At 71.3% G+C, this 19,517-nt stretch carries 23 protein-coding genes and 2 tRNA genes; 9 read left to right on the top strand and 16 right to left on the bottom strand.

Annotated features, from left to right (window positions below):
* Positions 1-78 precede the first annotated feature (78 nt).
* Both FLL47_RS11775 and FLL47_RS11770 read left to right on the top strand, forming a co-directional pair.
* Positions 79-312, top strand: coding sequence for an Lrp/AsnC family transcriptional regulator (locus FLL47_RS11775; RefSeq protein WP_120321724.1), 234 nt, complete (start codon positions 79-81; stop codon positions 310-312).
* On the top strand, positions 309-884 hold the full coding sequence (locus FLL47_RS11770; RefSeq protein ID WP_144120507.1) for a DUF3515 domain-containing protein: 576 nt from the start codon (positions 309-311) through the stop codon (positions 882-884). The genes FLL47_RS11775 and FLL47_RS11770 overlap by 4 nt, the downstream gene beginning before the upstream one ends.
* A gap of 10 nt (positions 885-894) precedes the next feature.
* Here FLL47_RS11770 and FLL47_RS11765 read toward each other — a convergent pair whose 3' ends face one another.
* Positions 895-2,004 carry a D-alanine--D-alanine ligase family protein gene (locus FLL47_RS11765; RefSeq protein WP_246157807.1) on the bottom strand — a complete coding sequence of 370 codons (1,110 nt, stop codon included), beginning with the start codon at positions 2,002-2,004 and terminating at the stop codon, positions 895-897.
* Positions 2,005-2,087: 83 nt separating this feature from the next.
* Between FLL47_RS11765 and FLL47_RS11760 the strand changes: the two genes are divergently transcribed.
* Complete coding sequence (locus tag FLL47_RS11760) at positions 2,088-2,615, top strand: hypothetical protein (RefSeq protein ID WP_144120505.1); 528 nt, start codon at positions 2,088-2,090, stop codon at positions 2,613-2,615.
* 220 nt (positions 2,616-2,835) lie between these two features.
* Here FLL47_RS11760 and FLL47_RS11755 read toward each other — a convergent pair whose 3' ends face one another.
* Genes FLL47_RS11755 through FLL47_RS11745 form a run of 3 tightly spaced genes read right to left on the bottom strand, consistent with a single transcriptional unit; the run spans position 2,836 to position 5,710 of the window.
* The gene (locus FLL47_RS11755) at positions 2,836-3,939 is read right to left on the bottom strand and encodes a cystathionine gamma-lyase (RefSeq protein WP_144120504.1); all 1,104 of its coding nucleotides are present in this window, start codon (positions 3,937-3,939) and stop codon (positions 2,836-2,838) included.
* A 20-nt stretch (positions 3,940-3,959) separates the two neighbouring features.
* On the bottom strand, positions 3,960-4,952 hold the full coding sequence (locus FLL47_RS11750) for an NAD(P)H-dependent glycerol-3-phosphate dehydrogenase (protein WP_144120503.1): 993 nt from the start codon (positions 4,950-4,952) through the stop codon (positions 3,960-3,962).
* Entirely contained in the window at positions 4,949-5,710 is a 762-nt protein-coding gene (locus FLL47_RS11745; protein WP_144120502.1) for a lysophospholipid acyltransferase family protein, read from the bottom strand. Before FLL47_RS11745 ends, FLL47_RS11750 begins: the two co-directional genes overlap by 4 nt.
* 265 nt (positions 5,711-5,975) lie before the next feature.
* On the opposite strand from FLL47_RS11745, the gene FLL47_RS11740 reads away from it, so the two are divergent.
* The 4 genes from FLL47_RS11740 (at position 5,976) to FLL47_RS11725 (ending at position 10,903) form a co-directional block, all read left to right on the top strand.
* Positions 5,976-6,641 carry a glycosyltransferase family protein gene (locus FLL47_RS11740; protein WP_186315671.1) on the top strand — a complete coding sequence of 222 codons (666 nt, stop codon included), beginning with the start codon at positions 5,976-5,978 and terminating at the stop codon, positions 6,639-6,641.
* 10 nt (positions 6,642-6,651) lie between these two features.
* Positions 6,652-6,849 (top strand): cold-shock protein, encoded by a 198-nt coding sequence (locus tag FLL47_RS11735; protein ID WP_186315670.1) that lies wholly within the window; start codon positions 6,652-6,654, stop codon positions 6,847-6,849.
* Positions 6,850-7,082: 233 nt separating this feature from the next.
* Positions 7,083-9,383 carry an RNA degradosome polyphosphate kinase gene (locus FLL47_RS11730; RefSeq protein WP_144120499.1) on the top strand — a complete coding sequence of 767 codons (2,301 nt, stop codon included), beginning with the start codon at positions 7,083-7,085 and terminating at the stop codon, positions 9,381-9,383.
* Positions 9,380-10,903, top strand: a complete 1,524-nt coding sequence (locus FLL47_RS11725) for a CYTH and CHAD domain-containing protein (RefSeq protein ID WP_246157806.1) — start codon at positions 9,380-9,382, stop codon at positions 10,901-10,903. Before FLL47_RS11730 ends, FLL47_RS11725 begins: the two co-directional genes overlap by 4 nt.
* Positions 10,904-10,943: 40 nt before the next feature.
* Here FLL47_RS11725 and FLL47_RS11720 read toward each other — a convergent pair whose 3' ends face one another.
* Positions 10,944-11,300, bottom strand: coding sequence for a DoxX family protein (locus tag FLL47_RS11720; protein WP_144120498.1), 357 nt, complete (start codon positions 11,298-11,300; stop codon positions 10,944-10,946).
* 107 nt (positions 11,301-11,407) lie between these two features.
* On the opposite strand from FLL47_RS11720, the gene FLL47_RS11715 reads away from it, so the two are divergent.
* Complete coding sequence (locus FLL47_RS11715) at positions 11,408-12,073, top strand: TetR/AcrR family transcriptional regulator (protein WP_144120497.1); 666 nt, start codon at positions 11,408-11,410, stop codon at positions 12,071-12,073.
* Positions 12,074-12,155: 82 nt separating this feature from the next.
* Here the strand turns inward: FLL47_RS11715 and FLL47_RS11710 are convergent, their stop codons facing one another.
* The 3 genes from FLL47_RS11710 to leuC all read right to left on the bottom strand — a co-directional run bounded on the left by FLL47_RS11710 (position 12,156) and on the right by leuC (position 14,959).
* Positions 12,156-12,782 carry an HU family DNA-binding protein gene (locus FLL47_RS11710; protein WP_281286689.1) on the bottom strand — a complete coding sequence of 209 codons (627 nt, stop codon included), beginning with the start codon at positions 12,780-12,782 and terminating at the stop codon, positions 12,156-12,158.
* Between the two features lie 160 nt (positions 12,783-12,942).
* The gene (leuD, locus tag FLL47_RS11705; protein ID WP_144120495.1) at positions 12,943-13,530 is read right to left on the bottom strand and encodes a 3-isopropylmalate dehydratase small subunit; all 588 of its coding nucleotides are present in this window, start codon (positions 13,528-13,530) and stop codon (positions 12,943-12,945) included.
* 16 nt (positions 13,531-13,546) lie between these two features.
* Positions 13,547-14,959: a 3-isopropylmalate dehydratase large subunit gene (gene leuC / locus FLL47_RS11700; RefSeq protein ID WP_144120494.1), complete on the bottom strand. Its 1,413-nt coding sequence runs from the start codon at positions 14,957-14,959 to the stop codon at positions 13,547-13,549.
* Between the two features lie 66 nt (positions 14,960-15,025).
* Between leuC and FLL47_RS11695 the strand changes: the two genes are divergently transcribed.
* The gene (locus tag FLL47_RS11695; RefSeq protein ID WP_120318463.1) at positions 15,026-15,712 is read left to right on the top strand and encodes an IclR family transcriptional regulator; all 687 of its coding nucleotides are present in this window, start codon (positions 15,026-15,028) and stop codon (positions 15,710-15,712) included.
* Between the two features lie 136 nt (positions 15,713-15,848).
* Here FLL47_RS11695 and FLL47_RS11690 read toward each other — a convergent pair whose 3' ends face one another.
* The 8 genes from FLL47_RS11690 to FLL47_RS11655 form a co-directional block, all read right to left on the bottom strand.
* Positions 15,849-16,028 carry a hypothetical protein gene (locus tag FLL47_RS11690; RefSeq protein WP_144120493.1) on the bottom strand — a complete coding sequence of 60 codons (180 nt, stop codon included), beginning with the start codon at positions 16,026-16,028 and terminating at the stop codon, positions 15,849-15,851.
* A 28-nt stretch (positions 16,029-16,056) separates the two neighbouring features.
* Positions 16,057-16,257, bottom strand: coding sequence for a hypothetical protein (locus tag FLL47_RS11685; protein ID WP_144120492.1), 201 nt, complete (start codon positions 16,255-16,257; stop codon positions 16,057-16,059).
* 87 nt (positions 16,258-16,344) lie between these two features.
* A tRNA-Glu gene (locus FLL47_RS11680) sits at positions 16,345-16,420 on the bottom strand.
* Positions 16,421-16,553: 133 nt separating this feature from the next.
* Positions 16,554-16,625: transfer RNA gene (locus FLL47_RS11675), tRNA-Gln, on the bottom strand.
* 67 nt (positions 16,626-16,692) lie between these two features.
* On the bottom strand, positions 16,693-17,478 hold the full coding sequence (locus FLL47_RS11670; protein WP_144120542.1) for a fumarylacetoacetate hydrolase family protein: 786 nt from the start codon (positions 17,476-17,478) through the stop codon (positions 16,693-16,695).
* Between the two features lie 105 nt (positions 17,479-17,583).
* Entirely contained in the window at positions 17,584-18,276 is a 693-nt protein-coding gene (locus FLL47_RS11665) for an ABC transporter permease (RefSeq protein ID WP_144120491.1), read from the bottom strand.
* Positions 18,277-18,343: 67 nt separating this feature from the next.
* Positions 18,344-19,165: an ATP-binding cassette domain-containing protein gene (locus FLL47_RS11660; protein WP_144120490.1), complete on the bottom strand. Its 822-nt coding sequence runs from the start codon at positions 19,163-19,165 to the stop codon at positions 18,344-18,346.
* Positions 19,162-19,500 carry a PadR family transcriptional regulator gene (locus FLL47_RS11655; protein WP_144120489.1) on the bottom strand — a complete coding sequence of 113 codons (339 nt, stop codon included), beginning with the start codon at positions 19,498-19,500 and terminating at the stop codon, positions 19,162-19,164. The genes FLL47_RS11660 and FLL47_RS11655 overlap by 4 nt, the downstream gene beginning before the upstream one ends.
* Between the last annotated feature and the right edge of the window lie 17 nt (positions 19,501-19,517).

Raw genomic sequence — 19,517 nt, 5'->3', positions numbered from 1 at the left:
CACCCTTGCGCCTCCTGCCGCAGCCTGTGCACCCTCAGTGAGGTACTTTCACAGGCGGCACGTGTGAAGGAGTCGTCCGTGGTACACGCTTACATCCTGATTCAGACGTCGGTCGGCAAGTCCGTCGACGTCTCCGCGGCCATCGGCGAGATCCAGGGTGTCACCCGGGTGGACGCGGTGACCGGCCCGTACGACGTGATCGCCATGGTCGAGGCGCACACCGTCGACGAACTGGGCAAACTGGTGCTGTCACAGATCCAGTTGATACCCAACATCACCCGCACCCTGACGTGCCCCATCATCCACCTATGAGTAACGACCAGACGGCACGGTCGGGCCGACGGTCCCCGAAGACGATCGCGACCGTCGTGGCGCTGCCGATCGCCCTGCTCACCGGGTTCGGCTTCTTCCAGGCCATGCGGCCTCCGGCGGAGCCCGCCCCGACGCCCAGCACGACTCCCGGCCCGCAGGTGATGCCCAGCACGCCGGTGACGATGGACGCCCCCGCCCTGAACGCGCGGCAGACCACGGTGTGCCGCGCGCTGCTGTCGCAACTGCCCGCGCAGGTGCGGGACCTGCCGCGCCGCGAGGTCACCGCGGGCCACGAGCAGAACGCGGCGTACGGCGACCCGGCGCTGACCGTCGCCTGCGGCGGCCCCTCCCCGAGCTTCGCCCCCACCGACGACGTCTACACCCTGGACGGCGTCTGCTGGCACAAGGGCGACGGCGCGTGGACGACGGTCGACCGCGAGGTGCCCGTGCGGGTGACCGTCCCGGCGCCGTACGACCCGGCCGGCCAGTGGGTCATCAACTTCTCCAAGACCCTGATCGCCACCGTGCCCCACGCCGAGCGCATCCCGCAGGGCTGCGGCACCCGCGCCTGACCCGCGGGCTCTAGTGGAGCCCGGTGCCCCGGCGCTGGGCGGTGCGGATCAGGCGGGAGACGAGCTTCGGGTACTCGAGGCCGCTGGCCGCCCACATCCGGGGGAACATGCTGGTCGACGTGAAGCCCGGCATGGTGTTGATCTCGTTGAGGTAGACCTTCAGGTCCTCGGTGACGAAGAAGTCGACCCGGGCCAGGCCCGCGCAGTCCAGCGCGGTGAACGTGCGCACGGCCAGCTCCTGCACCTCGGCCGCGATCTCGGCGGGCAGGTCGGCGGGCAGGTCGTACTCGCAGTCCTCGCCGAGATACTTCGCCTCGAAGTCGTAGAACTCGTGCCCGCCGGCGACCACCCGCACCTCGGCCAGCACGGACGCCTCGGCACGGCCTCCGGCTTCGCTCTCCAGCACGCCGCACTCGACCTCGCGGCCCACGATGCCCGCCTCGACGAGCACCTTCGGGTCGATCGCGCGTGCCTTGGCCAGCGCCGCGTCTAGCTGATCCCAGTGGGAGACCTTGGTGATGCCGAACGAGGACCCGGCCCGCGACGGCTTGACGAACACCGGCAGACCCAGCCGCTCCTTGTCGGCCTCGCTGAGCTCCTGCCCGTTGCGCAGCACCGCGTAAGGCCCGATCGGGATGCCCTCGGCAGCGGCGAGCTTCTTGGTGAACTCCTTGTCCATGGCGGCCGCGGAGGCGAACACGTTGGCCCCGACGTACGGGATGCCCGCCATCTCCAGCAGCCCCTGGATGGTGCCGTCCTCGCCGTAGGCGCCGTGCAGCGCCGGGAAGACCACGTCTACCCCGGCCAGCGCGGCGGCGCCCTCGGCCGGTTCCAGCACGACCAGCTCGTGGCTGGTCGGGTCGGCGGGCAGCACGATGGCCTGGCCGGAGGCGGCGGTGATCTCGGGCAGGCTGCGGCCCTCGATGGCGAGCTGCGCCGGGTCGCCCGAGGTGAGCACCCAGCGGCCCTCCTTCGTGATGCCGACCGGCACGACCTCGAACTCGGCCGGGTCGAGCGCGGCCAGGATGCTGCCCGCGCTGACACAGGAGATGGCGTGCTCGGTGCTGCGACCGCCGAAGACGACGGCGACACGGGTCTTACGCTGGCTGCTTTCACTCACGCGGCTGACCCTACCGTGCGTTGTGGTGATCCGGTGAAGAGCACGTCGCACGGCACCCGAGGGTGGCACTACCATCCCGCAGCGTGACCCCTCAGGCGCGCCTGCGGCGCATCCGGTACTGGCTCGTGTTCTTCATCGTCGGCCTCGTGCTCAGCGGCGTGACGGCCTTCCCCCTGGTCACCGAGCTGCGCTGGGTGGACGGCCTGCTCCACCAGGACTGGGTGCCCGCTCCGGGCGCGCTGGTCGACTTCATCGGCACGGTCCGCACCGGGGTGGAGACCGCCGACCGCGACTTCCCCTTCCTGGCGTACGGCACGGACTGGCTGGCCTTCGCCCACCTGGTGATCGCGATGGCCTTCTACGGTCCGCTGCGCGACCCGGTACGCAACCTCTGGGTGATCCACTGGGGCATGCTGTGCTGCGTCGCGGTGGTCCCGCTGGCCCTGATCGCGGCCCCGATCCGCGGCCTGCCCTGGTGGTGGATCCCGATCGACATCTCGTTCGGCCTGTTCGGCATCATCCCGCTGCTGATCGTCCGCCGCCACATCCTCGCCCTGGCCGCAACCGAGGCCGACCCGGCCCAAGCCGCCCCGGCACCCGTGTCGGCCTGACCGAGGCACTACCCCGCCACCGCATTTGCTCTGCACCCATTCACTTGCTCTGCACCCATCGACGCAACGTTGCGCCCGTGGGTGCAGAGCAAGGCTTTGGGTGCAGAGCAAAGTCACTCCGAGCCATCGGCCACCGTTGCGCCCGTGGGTGCAGAGCAAGCTTTTGGGTGCAGAGCAAAGTCACTTCGACCCTTCACCCGCCGTGAGCCCTGCCCCACGGTCAGAGCTTCGCGGCGGTGTCCAGGGCCTGGGTCAGGTCGGCGAGCAGGTCCTCGGTGTCCTCGACACCGCAGGAGAAGCGCACGAAGCCGGGCGGGACGCTGTCGCCCCACTGATGGCGGCGGTCGGCGCTGGAGTGCAGGCCGCCGAAGCTCGTCGCCGCGGCGACCAGCGCCGACGCGCGCAGGAACGCCGCCACGTGCTCAGCCGACGGCAGCTCGAACGAGACCAGTCCGGGAATGATGCGCATCTGGCGGGCGGCCAGGTCGCTGTCGCCGGCCCAGCGGACCGCGTCGACCAGCGGGTGCTCGCGCAGCAACTGCGCCACCGCGACTCCACTGGCGGACTGCTGCCGCAGCCGCAGCGCGAGGGTGCCCATGGAACGACGTGCCAGCCAGCAGTCGAAGGGGCTGGGCACCGCACCGGCCAGGGTGCGCCACTGCCGCATCCCGTCGAGCAGTTCCGCCGAGTTCGTCGCGGCGTACCCCATGAGCATGTCGGAGTGGCCGGCGAGGGCCTTGGTGCCGGAGGCGACGACCACGTCGGCGTCGAGTTCCAGCGGCCGCTGGCTGAGCGGGGTGGCGGTGGTGTTGTCGACCGCGACCAGCGCCCCGGCGGCGTGCGCGGCCTGCGCGACCGCGGCGATGTCGACCAGGTCCAGGCCAGGGTTGGCCGGGGTCTCCAGCAGCACCAGCCGGACGCCCTCGAACGACGGGTACGGCCCGGCGGTGGGCACCTCCACCGTGGTCACGCCGAGGCGGGCCAGCGTGGACGCGGCGAAGGAGCGGACGTTGTAGTAGCCGTCCGAGGGGATCATCAGGGTGTCGCCCGTGCGCAGCACCGACAGCAGCAGGGCGGTGATCGCCGCCTGGCCGCTGGCGAAGGCGAGACAGTCGCCGCCCTCGAGCTCGCCGATCGCGCTCTCCAGCAGGCGCCGGGTGGGGTTGTCGCCCCGCCCGTACCCGTCGACGCCGGGCGTGTAGCCCTCCGGGTCGAGGTGGTAGGGCGCGGCGAACACGGGACCGGGCAGCATCGGTGCTCCCGGGACGGGTTCGGGCATGCCTGCATGGAGGGAACGGGTGCTGTCCCCGTACTGCGTTGTCATGCAGAGAACGTAGCGCCTGGTCACTCCGCCTTGGTCGAGCGGGACATCAGGGCCGCGACGGCGACCTTGGGGTCGACGCCCTCGTGGCAGACCCGCTCCACCTGCTCGGTGATCGGCATCTCGACCCCGTGCGAGCGGGCCAGGTCCCGGATCGCCAGGCAGCTCTTGACACCCTCGGCGGTGTATCGCGTCGCGGCCTGGGCCTGTTCGAGCGACTTGCCCCGGCCGAGGTGCTCGCCGAAGGTGCGGTTGCGCGACAGCGGCGACATGCAGGTGCCCACGAGGTCACCGAGCCCGGCCAGACCGGAGAAGGTCAGCGGGTCCGCGCCCAGCGCGACGCCCAGCCGTGCGGTCTCGGCCAGCCCGCGTGTGATCAGCATCGCCTTGGTGTTGTCGCCCAGCCCCATGGCGTGCGCGATGCCGAACGCCAGCGCGATCACGTTCTTGACCGCCCCGCCCAGCTCGCACCCCACCACGTCGTCGTTGGTGTACGGCCGGAAGTAGGGCGTGGTGATGGCGTGCTGCACCCGGGTGGCCCGGTCGATGTCGCTGCAGGCGACCACGGTCGCGGCCGGCTGCTCCAGCGCGATCTCGCCGGCCAGGTTCGGGCCGCTCACCACGGCGACGCGCTCCGGCGCGACCCGCGCCGCCTCGACGATGACCTGGCTCATCCGCTGGGTGGTGCCCAGCTCGATGCCCTTCATGAGCGACACCAGGGTCGAGTCGTCGGTCAGGTCGGCGGACCAGTCGCCCAGGTTGACCCGCAGCGTCTGCGACGGCACGGCGAGCACCACCAGCTCCGCGCCCTTGATCGCCTCGGTCGCGGAGGCGGTGGCCGTCACCCGCTCGCCCAGCGGCGTGTTCTCCAGGTATTCGGGGTTGCGGCCGGTGTCGCGGATGGCGGCGGCGATCTCCGGCCGGCGCGCCCACAGCACCACGTCGTTGCCCGCGTCGCCGAGGATCTTCGCGAACGCGGTGCCCCAGGATCCGGCGCCGAGCACGGCCGCCCTCATCGGGCGCCCTCCGCAGTCGGGGTCCCGCCGGGGGCCGCGTCCGAGCCGTCGGCGTCCCGGCTGGTGGCGGGGCTCCAGATCGGCGGGGCCTGGCCGCCTCGGATCTCGGCGAGCAGGTCGCGCAAACGGATCATCACCGCGTCGGTCATCTCGTTGAGCACCGTCGCACTCGGCTCCGCGCCGGCCCACTTCGACAGGTCGACCGGCGGTCCGGCCCACAGCGACACCGGGATCTTCGGCAGCAACCTGACCTTCTTCGTACGCGGGTCGAAGATCTTCTCCGGGCCCCAGGTCGCGATCGGGATCACCGGGGCGCCGGTGGCCAGCGCCAGCCGGGCCACTCCGGTCTTGCCCCGCATCGGCCACAGGTCGGGTTCCTTGGTGGTGGTGCCCTCGGGGTAGATGACGACCGCGCCGCCTGCCCGTACCGCCTCCACCGCGGCGTCGAGCGCCTTGACCGCGTCGGCCGTGCCCCGGTGCACCGGGATCTGCCGGCACCAGTGCAGGATCTTTCCCGCGACCGGGATCCGGAAGACGCTCTCCTTGCCCAGGAACTGCGGCCAGCGGCCGGAGTCGTAGACGTAGTGGGCGGTGGTGAACGGGTCCGCGTGCGACACATGGTTGACCGCGAGGATCACGCCACCCTCGGCCGGGATGTGCTCCCAGCCGCGCCAGTCCCGCTCGGTCAGCACGATCATCGGCGGCTTGACCAAACACACCGCGAACCGCTGCCAGAAGCCCAGTCTGCGCCGCGCCAACGAAGCCTCCCTGTCCTCCACCCGTTCGCATGCCCGCGTCAGGGTGTCTGTAACGCCGCCCGCGAGTCGATTCTCACGGATCATGGTGCGGCCCCGGGCGTTCCGCCATGCACCAGGGCGCTCAGCCGAGCGGCCTGTCGCTGCTGCAACCCGCCGTCGTGCCGTCCATGTTCAGCGCATCATGCCATGTCCGCCCGGGTGACGACCTCAGCCGCCGGAGGCCGCCGCCCCGCTGACCGACCGGACGGGCTGCCAGAATGGCCGAGTGTACGCACCCGGAGTCACCGTGCTGGTGCCGCTGAAGCCGCTGGCCGAGGCCAAGAGCCGGCTGCGCGGGGCCGCCGCCCGGCACGAGGATCTGGTGCTGGACATCGCCCGCGCCACCGTGTCCGCCGCGCTGGCTGCCGAGGGGGTGGCGAGGGTGCTGGTGGTGACCAGGGACTCCCGTGCGGCGGCGGCGCTGCGTGCCTGCGGCGCGGGGGTGCTGCCGGACGAGGGCCGGAACCTGAACGACGCGCTCCGGCGGGCCGCCGCTGCGGTGGCCGGGAGTGGCGCACCACCCGGCGGAACCCACGCCGGTGCCGGGGACCCACGCCGTCGCCGTCTCGCGGCTGCCGCCGGGCCGGTGGTGGCCCTGCCCGCCGACGTCCCGGCGCTACGCCCCGCGGAGTTGTCCGAGGCGCTGGCCGCGGCGGCCGGGCGGCGGGCGTTCGTGCCGGACGCGGCGGGCGTCGGCACGGTGCTGCTGGTGGCCGCACCCGGCGACTTGCTCGACCCGCGGTTCGGCCCGGGGTCGGCTTCCGCGCACGAGCGCTCCGGTGCGCTGCGCCTGGCCGGGGCATGGCCGACGCTGCGCCGCGACGTCGACACGGCCGCCGATCTCGCCGTGGTGCGGGGCTGGGGGGTGCTCCGCGAAGGCGTGACCGCGTAGCGTGAACGCCATGCAGGGCACCGTCGCGACATTCGACCCCGAGACCCGGACCGGCTCGCTGCTGCTCGACGACGGCACCCCGGTCGCCTTCGACCGGGCCGCGTTCGACGCCTCCGGCCTGCGGCTGCTGCGCCTCGGCCAGCGGGTCCGTCTGGAGCACGACGCCGAGGGCAGGCTGCGCCGGGTCACCATTCCCACCATGCCCTGATCTGGGCCGGGTGTGACCCGCGTCCGGTTGCTGTGTGTCCGCCATCGCCACGCTCAGCCGAGTTCATCTCTTGTTCACTCGGATAGGGCAAAAATGAGTTGGTGAGCACAGCCCCGCGACGTCCCCGCAAGAAGGCCGGAAATGCCCCGACCCCGGCCCCGGCCACGCCTGTGGAGGCCCCTGCGGCTTCCGCGGACGTCCCCGTGCCACCGTCCCCCGACGCTGTCGTCGGGATGGACGCACTGGCACCGCCCACCGACACCGTCGTCGCCGAGGGCTCACCCGAGCAGGCCGATGCCACCACCGCCACCGAAAACTCGCCGGAGCCGACCTTCGACCTCGCCGTAAGGCGCAGTTCGCCCGAGCCGGTCGCCCGTCCGCACCCGGCGACCCCACCGGTCACCGTCGTCGTCCCGGAGTTCGCCAGTACCGCGCTGACCGAGCTGCCCGAGGACCGCTACTTCAACCGCGAGGTCTCCTGGCTCGACTTCAACGCCCGCGTGCTGGCGCTGGCGGAGGATCCGCGGCTGCCGCTGCTGGAGCGGATGAAGTTCATGGCGATCTTCGCCAGCAACCTCGACGAGTTCTTCATGGTCCGCATCGCCGGCCTGCGCCGGCGGCTGGAGACCGGACTGCCCACCCGCGGCGCCGACCGGCTGCCGCCCCGGGCGCAGCTGGAGATGGTCTCCGAGCGCACCGCCGAACTGGTCGCCGACCATGCCGCCGAGTTCACCAAGGTGATCCGCCCCGCCTTGGGCAAGGCCGGGATCCACATCCTGGGCTGGACGGATCTGGAGCACGCCGAGCGCGAGCAGATGCGGGTCTACTTCCGGGAGCATGTCTTCCCGGTGCTGACGCCGCTGGCGTTCGACCCGTCGCACCCGTTCCCGTACATCTCCGGCCTGTCGCTCAACCTCGCCGCGGTGGTGCGCGAGCCGGACACCGGCCAGGAGCTGTTCGCCCGGGTCAAGGTGCCCAACAACGTGCCGCGTTTCGTCCGCATCGAACCGGTGGGCCGGGCCACGGCCGAGGGCCGCACCACCTACCGTTTCCTGGCGATCGAGGAGCTCATCGCCAACGAGCTCGGCCAGCTCTTCTCCGGCATGGAGGTGGTGGAGCGGCATGTGTTCCGGGTGACCCGCAACGCCGAGGTCGAGATCGACGAGGACCGCGACGAGGACCTGCTGCAGGCCATGGAGCGCGAGCTGATGCGGCGGCGGTTCGGCCCGCCGGTACGCCTGGAGGTGGCCGCGGACATCTCCGACCACGTGCTGCAGACCCTGGTCACCGAGCTGGAGGTGGACTCGCGGGACGTGCTGCGGGTGCCCGGCCCGCTGGACCTGTCCGGGCTCATGCAGCTCTACGACTGCGACCGCCCGGATCTGAAGGACCCCCCTTTCGTCCCGGCCACTCACGCCCGGCTGCGTGAGGGCGAGTCGACCCGCAGCATGTTCAACATCCTGCGCGACGGCGACATCCTGGTGCACCACCCGTACCACTCCTTCTCCACCAGCGTGCAGCGCTTCATCGAGCACGCCGCGAACGACCCGCACGTGCTGGCCATCAAGCAGACGCTGTACCGGACCTCGGGCGACTCCCCGATCGTCGACGCCCTGATCGCCGCGGCCGAGGCGGGCAAGCAGGTGGTGGTGCTGGTCGAGGTCAAGGCACGCTTCGACGAGAAAGCCAACATCGGCTGGGCGCGGATGCTGGAGCGGGCGGGCTGCCACGTCGTCTACGGCCTGATCGGGCTGAAGACGCACTGCAAAACCGCGCTGGTGGTGCGGGAGGAGGGCGGGCAGATACGCCGCTACTGCCACGTCGGCACGGGCAACTACCACCCCAAGACCGCCCGCCTGTACGAGGACTTCGGGCTGCTCACCGCCGATCCGGAGGTCGGCGCGGACCTGACCGACCTGTTCAACACGCTGACCGGCTACAGCCGCCAGACGGCGTACCGGCGGCTGATGGTGGCCCCGCACGGCATCCGGGCGGGCATCATCGAGCGCATCGAGCGGGAGGCCGGCTACGCCCGCGAGGGCCGGCCGGCGCTGGTGCAGATCAAGGTGAACTCGCTCGTCGACGAGCAGGTCATCGACGCCCTCTACCGCGCCTCGCAGGCGGGCGTGCAGATCGACCTGATGATCCGCGGCATGTGCGCGCTGAGGCCCGGCGTGCCGGGGCTGTCGGACAACATCCGGGTGCGCTCGATCCTGGGCCGGTTCCTGGAACATTCCCGGCTGTTCCGGTTCGGCAACGGCGACGTGGCCGCGGGCAGGGGGCGGGCCGAGTTCTGGATCGGCTCGGCCGACATGATGCACCGCAACCTGGACCGCCGCGTCGAGGCGCTGATCCAGGTGACCGACCAGCCCTCCCGGACCGAGCTGGCCGAACTGCTCAACGTGTCGATGTCGGACCGGATCGAGGCGTTCGACCTCAATCCGGACGGCAGCTGGACCCGGCACATCTCCACTTCGGAACAGCCCCGGGTGGATTTGCAGGCGCTGCTGCTGGAGCGGATGCTTAAGCGGTGACCTTGGAGGAGGAGCGCAAGTACGACGTCTCGCCCTCGTTCGCGCTGCCCGAGCTCGTCGTGGCGGATGTCCGCCCGGTGGCTCGGGCGGCCGTGACCCTGACCGCGACCTACTTCGACACGGCCGGCCTGCGGCTGGCCCGGGCCGGGGCGTCGCTGCGCCACCGCGTCGGCGACCCGCTGCCGTGGACGGTCAAACTGCCTACGGCGGTGCCCGGGGTGCGGCAGGAGATCTCGCTGGCGGGCGGTGACCCGGCGGCGCCGCCGGAGGCGCTGACCTGGCTGGTCGCGGCGCTTACCAGGGGCTCGCCGCTGGTTCCGGTCGCGGTGCTGCGCACCCGGCGGCAGCGGGTGGACCTGTGCGACGCCGCGGGCTCCCGCCTGGCCGAGGTCGCCGACGACACCGTCGAGGTGCTCTCCGGCACGGCGGTGCCGCGCACGTTCCGGGAGATCGAGGTCGAGCGCACCGGCGGGCCGGCCGGACTGCTGTCCGCTGTGGAGGAGCACCTGCTGGCGGCAGGGGCCCGGGCGGGAGGGTTCACACCCAAGCTGGTGCGGGCGCTGGGCGCCGCGGCGGCGTACCCCCCGGATCTGCTGCCCCCGGCCGTGACCCTGCCCGCGACCGCGCGGGCCGCGGACGTGGTCATCGCCGCGGTGCGCGGCGCGGTGGCCCGCATCGTGGCGCACGACCCCCTGGTGCGCCTGGACGAGCCGCTGCCCGACGGGGACACGGCCGTGCACCAGATGCGGGTCGGTGTCCGGCGGCTGCGCTCGGACCTGCGCACCTTCAAGCCGCTGCTGGACCAGCGGTGGGCCCGGCCGCTGCGGGCGGAACTGGGCTGGCTGGGTGACCTGCTGGGCGCGGCCCGCGACGCGGAGGTGCTGCGCGACCGGCTGCGCGCCACGGCCGCCGCCGACCCGGCGGGCCCGCCCGACGACGCCGATCTGGCCGCGCTCGACACGATCCTGGCGGCACGGCGCGAGCAGGCGTACGCGGCCCTGCTGGCCGCCCTGCGCAGCCGCCGCTACCTGGCCCTGGTGGAACGGCTGACCGCGGCCACCCGGCGCGTCCCGCTGTCGCCCGCGGCCGCCGCACCCGCCGCGCAGGCACTCCCCGGGCTGCTTGCCCGTCCCTGGCGGCGTCTGGTGCAAGGCGGCAAGGGCGTGCCCGGGGCCGCCGCGCTGAAGCGTTCCGCGCCCGATGTGGACTGGCACAGCGTGCGCATCCACGTCAAGCGCGCCCGGTATGCCGCCGAGGCGGCCGCGGCCGCCGGCGACCGGCCCACCGCACGGCTGGCCAGGTCCCTGGCCCGTCTCCAGGACGTGCTCGGCGAGCACACCGACGCCGCCCTGGCCGCCGGAACCTGGCTCACGCTGGCCGAGTCCCACCCCTATCTCGCCGACACCCTGACCCACCTCGCCCAACGCGAACGCACCCTGACCACCGCCATCCGCGCCGCTTACCCCGCCCGCTGGCGCAAGACCGCAAGGAAGGGCACCTTCTTGTCGCTCCACGTATAGGAAGGTGCCCTTCTTAACCTTCACCCCGCGAACGCGCTGATCAGAAGCGGCCGATCGCCACGAACAGCGCCAGCGCGCCGAGCACGACGTTGACGACGATGCCCGAGTACTCCTTGCGGCGCGCGTGCACCACGGCCGCCAGCACCATGATGACGACCAGGCCGGACGCGGCCAGCGGGGTGAGGATCGGGGCGATGCCGGTCGCCCAGGGCAGGATCAGGCCGATGCCCGCCAACAGCTCGGTGACGCCGATCAGCCGCAGCGTGCCGGTCGAGTGGTCGTTCACCCACGGCATCTTCGGGGCCAGGTCCTCCTTGCTCTTGGTGGACTTCATCAGGCCTGCCCCGAGGAAGGCCACGCCGAGCAGGATCTGCACGACCCAAAGGGCGATGTTCACGAGAATCTCCTTGTCGAACGAGAGGCTAAGTGGTGGATCTCCTCCGTTTGTGTCGCGACGGTAGCACTAACCGGAGGCGCCCCTCCAGTCCTGCTACCCTGGTGATCATGGTGGAACCCCCGCTGCGCGCCGACGCCGCCCGCAACCGCGAGCGCATCGTCGACGCCGCCTGCGACGCCTTCGCCGAGCGCGGATTCGACGTGCCGCTGGAGGAGATCGCCGCACGGGCCGGCGTCGGCATCGCCACGCTCTACCGGCGCTTCCCCACCCGCGACGACCTCATGGTCGCGGCCGCGTCGCGCAAGTTCGACCAGTACGAGCTCGCGCTGCACGAGGCGCGGCAGGCCCCGGACGGCTGGACCGGCTTCGCGGGCTACGTGCAGGAGGTCTGCCGTATGCAGGCCGCCGATGCCGGACTGGCCGACGTGCTCACCATGTCGTTTCCGGGTGCCCGGGAGTTCGAGGCCCGCCGCACCGCGCTCTACCACGGTTTCGTGGGCCTGGTGGAGCGCGCCAAGGCCGAGGGTTCGCTGCGCGATGACTACGTGCCCGAGGATCTGCCGCTGATGCTGATGGCCAACGCGGGCGTGCTGCGCGGCACCGCCCAGGCGGCGCCCAGGGCGTGGCAGCGGCTGGTCGGCTACCTGCTGCAGGCATTCCGGACCGGCGGCGAGGCCGAACCACTGCCCGCGGCGCCGACCCCGCGCCAGACGTACCGCGCCATGCTGCGCATCTCCGGTTGCCAGGGCCGGTCCCAGCCGCCCCAGCACTGAAAGGGCTCCGCACAGAGCTGCGCCCACGCCATCTCAGATCGGCGTGGGCGCAGCTGTATTCAGGAAGGGATAACGGGACCGGTCAGCGTTTGGCGGCCTTCTTGGCGGGGGCCTTCTTGGCCGTGGTCGCCTTGGCGGTCGTCTTCTTCGCCGTGGTGGTGGCCTTCGCGGTCACGGTCTTCTTGGCCGGAGCCGTCTTCGCCGCCGTGGTCTTCTTGGCGGTGGCCTTGGTCGCGGTCACCTTCGCCGCGGTGGCCTTGGCCGTGGTCGCCTTGGCGGTGCTCTTGGTCGCGGTCTTCTTGGCCGGGGCCGTCTTCGACGCGGCGGTGGCCTTGCTCGCGGCCGGGCGGGTCCCGGCACCGGCGGTCTTCTTGGCGGCGGACTTCGCCGCCTTCTTCGCCGGGGCGGCGACCTTGCCGACGGCCACCGTGTCCTTGAAGCCGGCGCCGGGCCGGAAGGCCGGCACCGACGTCTTCTTCACCTTGACCGCCTCGCCGGTGCGCGGGTTACGCGCCATGCGAGCGGCCCGGGCCCGCTTCTCGAAGACACCGAAGCCGGTCAGCGAAACCTTGTCGCCCTTGGTGACCGCGTTCTGGATTTCGGTGAGCGTGGCCTCCAGCACGGCCGCGGCGGTCTTCTTGTCGACCACGGTCGGGTGAGCGGCGATCGCGTCGATCAGCTCAGTCTTGTTCACGGATTCCTCCCGTATGGTGCTACTGGACTCATAACAGTCATTCTGTGCGCACAGTAGGCCCAACGTCAGCAATATGCCAACAGGAGGGTCAAAAACCACCTATGTGTCGCAAAGAAAATTGCCCCCATCCTGATAACAGGACGGGGGCAATTACGTTGCTGTCGTGGTTCAGCACCTATCCGACAAGTACTCCGAAAGCCGGGCGATGGCCCTCGAAGGCGGTGATCGCCTCTTCGTGGCGCAGCGTCAAACCGATGTCGTCCAAGCCTTCCATCAGCCGCCAGCGCAGGAAGTCGTCGAGCGCGAAAGCCCAGCTCTGTCCGGCTGCGCGAACCTCCCGGGCGACCAGATCGACCTCGATCGCGGTGGTCGGATCGGCCTCCACCAGGTCCCACAACGTCTCCACGGCCGCCTGCGGCAGCTCGACCGTGAGCAGACCCTGCTTGAGCGAGTTGCCCCGGAAGATGTCGCCGTACCGGGGTGAGATGACCACCCGGAAGCCGTAGTCGTTCAGGGCCCAGACCGCGTGCTCCCGCGAGGATCCGGTGCCGAACTCCGGCCCGGCGACCAGCACGCTGGCCCCGGCGTAGACCGGGTTGTTCAGCACGAACGACGGGTCCTCACGCCAGGCGCTGAACAGCCCGTCCTCGAATCCGGTGCGGGTGACCCGCTTGAGGTACACCGCCGGGATGATCTGGTCGGTGTCCACGTTGGAACGCCGCAGCGGCACCGCGGTGCCCGTGTGAACGGTGAACTTCTCCATTTCGATCTACCTCGGTTCAGCGGGCGCCGACGGCGTCCAGGTCGGCGGGAGCGGACAGGTGGCCGGTCACGGCGGTCGCCGCGGCCACCGCGGGCGACACCAGGTGGGTACGGCCGCCCTTGCCCTGCCGCCCCTCGAAGTTGCGGTTGGACGTCGACGCGGAGCGCTGGCCCGGCTTCAGCGTGTCCGGGTTCATGCCCAGGCACATCGAACAGCCGGCGAACCGCCACTCGGCGCCCGCCGCGGTGAAGACCTCGTGCAGGCCCTCCTCCTCGGCCTGCGCGCGCACCGCGGCCGAACCCGGCACCACCAGCATTCGCACGCCGTCGGCCACCTTGCGGCCGCGCAGCACGTCCGCCGCGGTGCGCAGGTCCTCCAGCCGCCCGTTGGTGCAGGAGCCGACGAAGACCACGTCCACGGCCAGATCGCGCAGCGGCGTGCCCGGGGTGAGGTCCATGTACTCCACGGCCCGGCGGGCCGCGGCGCGCTCCGACTCGGACGCGAACGACTCGGGGTCGGGGATCACGGCGTCCAGCGAAGCGCCCTGACCCGGGTTGGTGCCCCAGGTGACGAACGGCGTCAGCGCGCTCGCGTCGAGGAACACCTCCTTGTCGAACACCGCGTCGGCGTCGGTGGGCAGGGTGCGCCAGTAGGCCACGGCGTCGTCCCAGTCGGAACCCTTGGGCGCGAAGTTGCGGCCCTTCAGCCAGGCGAACGTGGTCTCGTCCGGCGCGATCAGGCCGGCCTTGGCGCCCCACTCGATGGACATGTTGGAGACGGTCATCCGCCCCTCCATGCTCAGCTTCTCGATGGCGGGGCCGCGGTACTCCACCACGTAACCCCGGCCACCGCCGGTGCCCTCCTGGGTGATCAGGGCCAGGATCAGGTCCTTGGCCGAGACGCCCGGGGGCAGCTCGCCGGTGACGGTGACCGCCATCTGCTTCGGGAGCGCCTGCGGCAGCGTCTGCGTGGCCAGCACGTGCTCCACCTCGGAGGTGCCGATGCCGAAGGCCAGCGCACCGAAAGCGCCGTGCGTCGAGGTGTGCGAGTCGCCGCAGACGATCGTCATACCCGGCTGGGTCAGGCCCTGCTGCGGGCCCATGACGTGGACGACGCCCTGCTGCGGATCGCCGAGCGGGTGCAGTTTCACGCCGAACTCGGCGCAGTTTCCGCGCAGGGTCTCGATCTGCGTACGCGACACCGGGTCGGCGATCGTCAGCAGGTTGTCGGTGGGCGTGTTGTGGTCCTCGGTCGCGATCGTCAGATCGGTCCGGCGGACTTTGCGCCCGGCCAGCCGGAGGCCGTCGAAGGCCTGCGGGCTGGTCACCTCATGCAGCAGATGAAGATCGATATAGAGGAGGTCCGGTTCACCGTCAGCTCGGCGTACCACGTGTGCGTCCCAGACCTTCTGGGCAAGGGTCCTGCTCACTGGGTTGCTCCCACCATCTGGACATCCCGCATCTTGGGAGGTATGTTTCGGTCTGTGGGACACAGTATGTCTGGCGTGGGCGTCCTTGACAAGGCGGTAGTGATCCTTGCCGCGTGTGTCGACGGCGCCAGCCTCGCCGAACTCGTCGATCGCACCAAGCTGCCGAGAGCAACGGCGCACCGGCTGGCGCAGGCGCTGGAGATTCATCGGATGCTGGTACGGGACACGCAGGGACGTTGGCGTCCCGGTCCCCGACTTGGAGAACTGGCGAACGCCGCCCCCGACGTCCTGCTGACAGCCGCAGAGCCGCTGCTGTCCGCATTGCGGGACGCCACCGGCGAGAGCGCACAACTTTACCTGCGCAGGGCCGACGAACGGCTCTGCGTCGCCGCCGCGGAACGGGCCAGCGGCCTGCGCGACACCGTGCCGGTCGGCGCGATCCTGCCGATGACGGCAGGATCGGCGGCCCAGATCCTGCTCGCCTGGGAACCCCCCGAGGCGGTCATGCCCCTGCTCCCCCGCTGCAAGTTCACCGGCCGCACGCTGGCCGAAGTGCGCCGCCGCGGCTGGGCCCAGTCGGTGGCCGAGCGGGAGGCGGGCGTGGCGTCGGTCAGCGCCCCCGTCCGCGACCGCACCGGCCGCGTCATCGCCGCGATCAGCGTCTCCGGCCCCATCGAGCGCCTCGGCCGCCGCCCCGGCGACCGGCACGCGATGGCCGTGGTCCGGGCGGGGCAACGCCTGTCCGGCCTCTGAGCAGCGCGTGAAGGCCCCGTACGACGCCGTCTACGGCGGGTACGGGGCCTTTCGCGCACGGCCGCGTCTCCCGACGGCGCCGTCGCCGGGCGGCCGCACCTCCGCAGGACGGGCTACGGCCGGCCGCTTCCGGCGGTCAGCCGGTCGACTTGTTCGGACCGTCCGCCCCACCGGTCTGCCGCGCAGCGTGGATCATCGCGTTGCCATCGTAGTAGTTCTCCGGCGGGTTGATGTGGCCGTGCCGCTTGCCGCGGCGGCCCGCGACGACCGCCAGCACCACGATGAGCAGGGCGACGGCGATCAAGAAGAGCTTCATGGTCGCGTAGGCTAGCGGACCCGCGCCATCACTGTGGCCCGCCGCCGGACACGTCCCCGCCGTCGAACAGTCCAGCGGACGATTCGGGGTGATGGTGGTGCGGGAAACCCTGGTAGGTGTCCCGGGACGGGTCGAGCATGCTGCGGCTGCGGCTGCGCCGGGCCGCGATGAGAACCATGACGGCGATCAGAACCGCCGTGACGACGAACAGACCCACCACGAACTCCATGTCCGGAGGGTAGGACCGCGGCGCCATCTCCTCGGCCCGCGTAACGAAAGAAGCTCACGAGCATCGCTCGTGAGCTTCTTGAAAACCTGGTAGCCCCGAAGGGATTCGAACCCTCGCTACCGCCTTGAGAGGGCGGCGTCCTAGGCCGCTAGACGACGGGGCCAGGTCGATGTTCCGGAGAACACCTTCTTCAGTTTTCGACCGCCTTGCTGATCACTCAGCTCGGCGGCCCGCTGAACTTTAGCAGGTCCAGCAGCCTCGCGCGAATCAGGCTCTCACCCGATCTTGCTTGGTTGCTGGGGTACCAGGACTCGAACCTAGACTAACTGAACCAGAATCAGTTGGGCTGCCAATTACCCCATACCCCATTGGCACCGTTTCCGCTGCCGGGGATGAACTTTACCTGACCTCCCCGGCAGCGCCAAATCGGTATCCCTATCGCGCGCCGACCGGGTTGCGCAGCTCTCCCAGGCCCTGGATCCGCACGGCCACCACGTCCTTCGCCACCAGCGGCGACACCCCCGCGGGCGTGCCGGTGAGGATGACGTCGCCGGGCAGCAGCGTCATGACGTGGGACACGTACGACACCAGCGTGGGCACGTCGAAGACCATCTGCGAGGTGCGGCCGAGCTGGCGCACCTCTTCGTTGACCTCGCAGCGCACCTCGGCGTCGGAGACGTCGACGGCGGTGTCGATCCACGGGCCGAGCGGGCAGAACGAGTCGAAACCCTTGGCCCGGGTCCACTGGCCGTCGCTCTTCTGCAGATCGCGTGCGGTGACGTCGTTGGCGATGGTGTACCCGAAGATCGCCTTCTCCGCCCCGGCCCGGTCCACCCGGCGCGCGCCGGTGGCGCCGATCACCACGGCCAGCTCGGCCTCGTGCTCGACCTGGTGCGACTGCTCGGGCAGCCGGATGATGTCGTGCGGCCCGATCACCGATGTGGACGGCTTGAGGAACAGCAGCGGCTCCTTGGGCACCTCGGCTCCGTGCTCGGCGGCGTGGTCGGCGTAGTTGCGGCCGACCCCGATCACCTTGCTGGGCAGGATCGGGGAGAGCAGGCGTACGTCGGCCAGCGCGTAGCGCTGCTCGGTGAGATCGAGGTCACCGAAGGGGTGGCCGTTGATCGCGCGTACCGTCAGCGCCTGGGCGCCGGCGTCCGGATCGCCCTCCACCACCCCGAACGACATGCCACCCGGATGAACAAAGCGTGCGATGCGCACCACAGCCCCCAGCTGAAGATCTTTTATCGGGATTTCAGCTCCAACTTACGCCGTGGGCACGGTGTGACCTCGCTCGCTCCACCCGCGACGGATTCGGCGACCGCCTCAGCGCCGCGCGACGAAGCGCAGGTGTGACCGCTGTCGCAGCCGGTATCCGGACGCGATCGCGACCACCGCCAGCAGCGCCGCCAGGCAGATCGCCGCGTGGAGCAGCCCTCGCGCCAGGTAACCGCCGTCGGTGTGGTCCACCGCGTAGGTGCCGATCTCGCGGCTGAACCAGAACGGCAGCAGCCGCGAGGCCGAACCCGCCGGGTCCATCATCATCTGCAGCCCCACGATGATGAGCAGCACGAGCATGCCCTCGAGTTCCCGCGGCAGGGCCGCGCTGAGCGCCAGCCCGAACGGCGCGGCCACCGCCACGGTCAGCACCATGATGAGCCCGATCGCGCCGTACCGGACGTCGTCGGTGTCGAAGCGGATCAGCACGTAGTAGGGGGCGGCCAGCAGCAGGCCGACGATCCACAGTGCGACCAGGCGGCCCAGGTAGAGATGGTGCCCGCGGTAGCCGGACAGGCGCAGCCGCGGCTCGATGGCCCGCGCGGCGCTGCCCGCGAACAGTGCCGCGGTGCTCAGCGCCCAGCCCAGACCCAGGCACACGAAGCGGATCGACTGCCCCATGTGCGAGTCGCGCCGCGACAGGTAGAACGCCAGCGGGAACAGCACCAGGATGGCCAGCACCCCGCGCCGCCGCGCGATCTCCCGCAGCGCCGTCTCGGCCACGACGAACGTCTTGTTCATGCCCGCTCCTCGCTGCGCTCGGCACGGTCATGTCCCCGAGGCCTCGTGATTCGCTCGACAAGCTCGCTCATGCCCGCTCCTTGCTGCGCTCGCCCAGGTCGAGCACGGTGTCGACGCCGTCGCGGGTGTTCAGCAGGTGGGTCACCACCACGATCGCCTTGCCCGCGTCGCGCCAGCGCCGCACCTGCTGCCAGAAGTCCAGATACGAGCCCTGGTCGAAGCCTTGGTACGGCTCGTCCAGCAGCAGCACGTCGGGGTCGCCCAGCCCCGCCATCACCAGGTTGAGCTTCTGCCGGGTGCCGCCGGACAGGTGCCGGGCCTGCGTGCCGCCGCGCGGATCCCAGTCCAGCGCCGCCGCGTCCGCCCGGCCGGTCTCGCGGGCGTCCGCCCGTGACATGCCACGGCCCGCGCCGACCAGGACGAAATGCTCGTCGGGCACGAGGAAGTCGCTGGTGCCGCCGCCCTGCGGGCAGTAGCCGAGGCTGCCGTGCACCCGTACCTCGCCCCGGTCGGGGCTGACCAGGCCCGCGCAGATCCCGAGGAACGTGCTCTTGCCGGACCCGTTCGCGCCGACCACGGCGGCGACCTCGCCCGCGCGCACGGTCAGGCTCACCTCGCGCAGCACGGTGCGGCGGCCGTAGCGCTTGGTGATGCCGACGACCTCCAGCCGCACCGGCCCGCCCGGCGCGTGCCGCGGGGTCTCCAGGCGCACGCTGTCGGCGACGGCGGCGGCGTACGCCTGGGGCGGGCCGAACGCCCGCAGCGGGTCGTCCCCGCTCTCCCACAGGTGGGCCGCGGTCTCGGCGAGCACGTTGCCCGCCGTCTGTTCGGCCACTCCGTGCCGGCGCAGTTCGCCGGCGAGGGCATCGAGCCAGGTGTCGTGTCTCACCGTGCCGCCACCTCTCGCAGAATCGCGCTCACCCCGCCGGCGAAGGCCTCCCAGTCGGCGGCGGATCGCCGCAGCGTCTCGGTGCCCGCCGGGGTGATCCGGTAGTACTTGCGGGCCGGGCCGGACCCGCCCTCGCGCCAGTGGGCGGCGACCTGGCCGCCGCGCTGCAGCCGCAGCAGCACCGGGTACAGGGTGCCGCCCTGGATGCCGCCCAGCCCCGCGGCGTGCAGCGACTGGATCAGCTCGTAGCCGTAGGACTCGCGGTGGGCGAGCACGCCGAGCACGCACAGGTCGAGCACTCCCCGCAGCCACTGACTGCGCCGCTCCAGCTCCATGGCGCGAGACCGTAGCA

This window comes from Catellatospora sichuanensis, from assembly GCF_007483665.1.
Classification (GTDB): domain Bacteria; phylum Actinomycetota; class Actinomycetes; order Mycobacteriales; family Micromonosporaceae; genus Catellatospora; species Catellatospora sichuanensis.
This window is presented reverse-complemented; position numbering and strand designations above follow the sequence as displayed.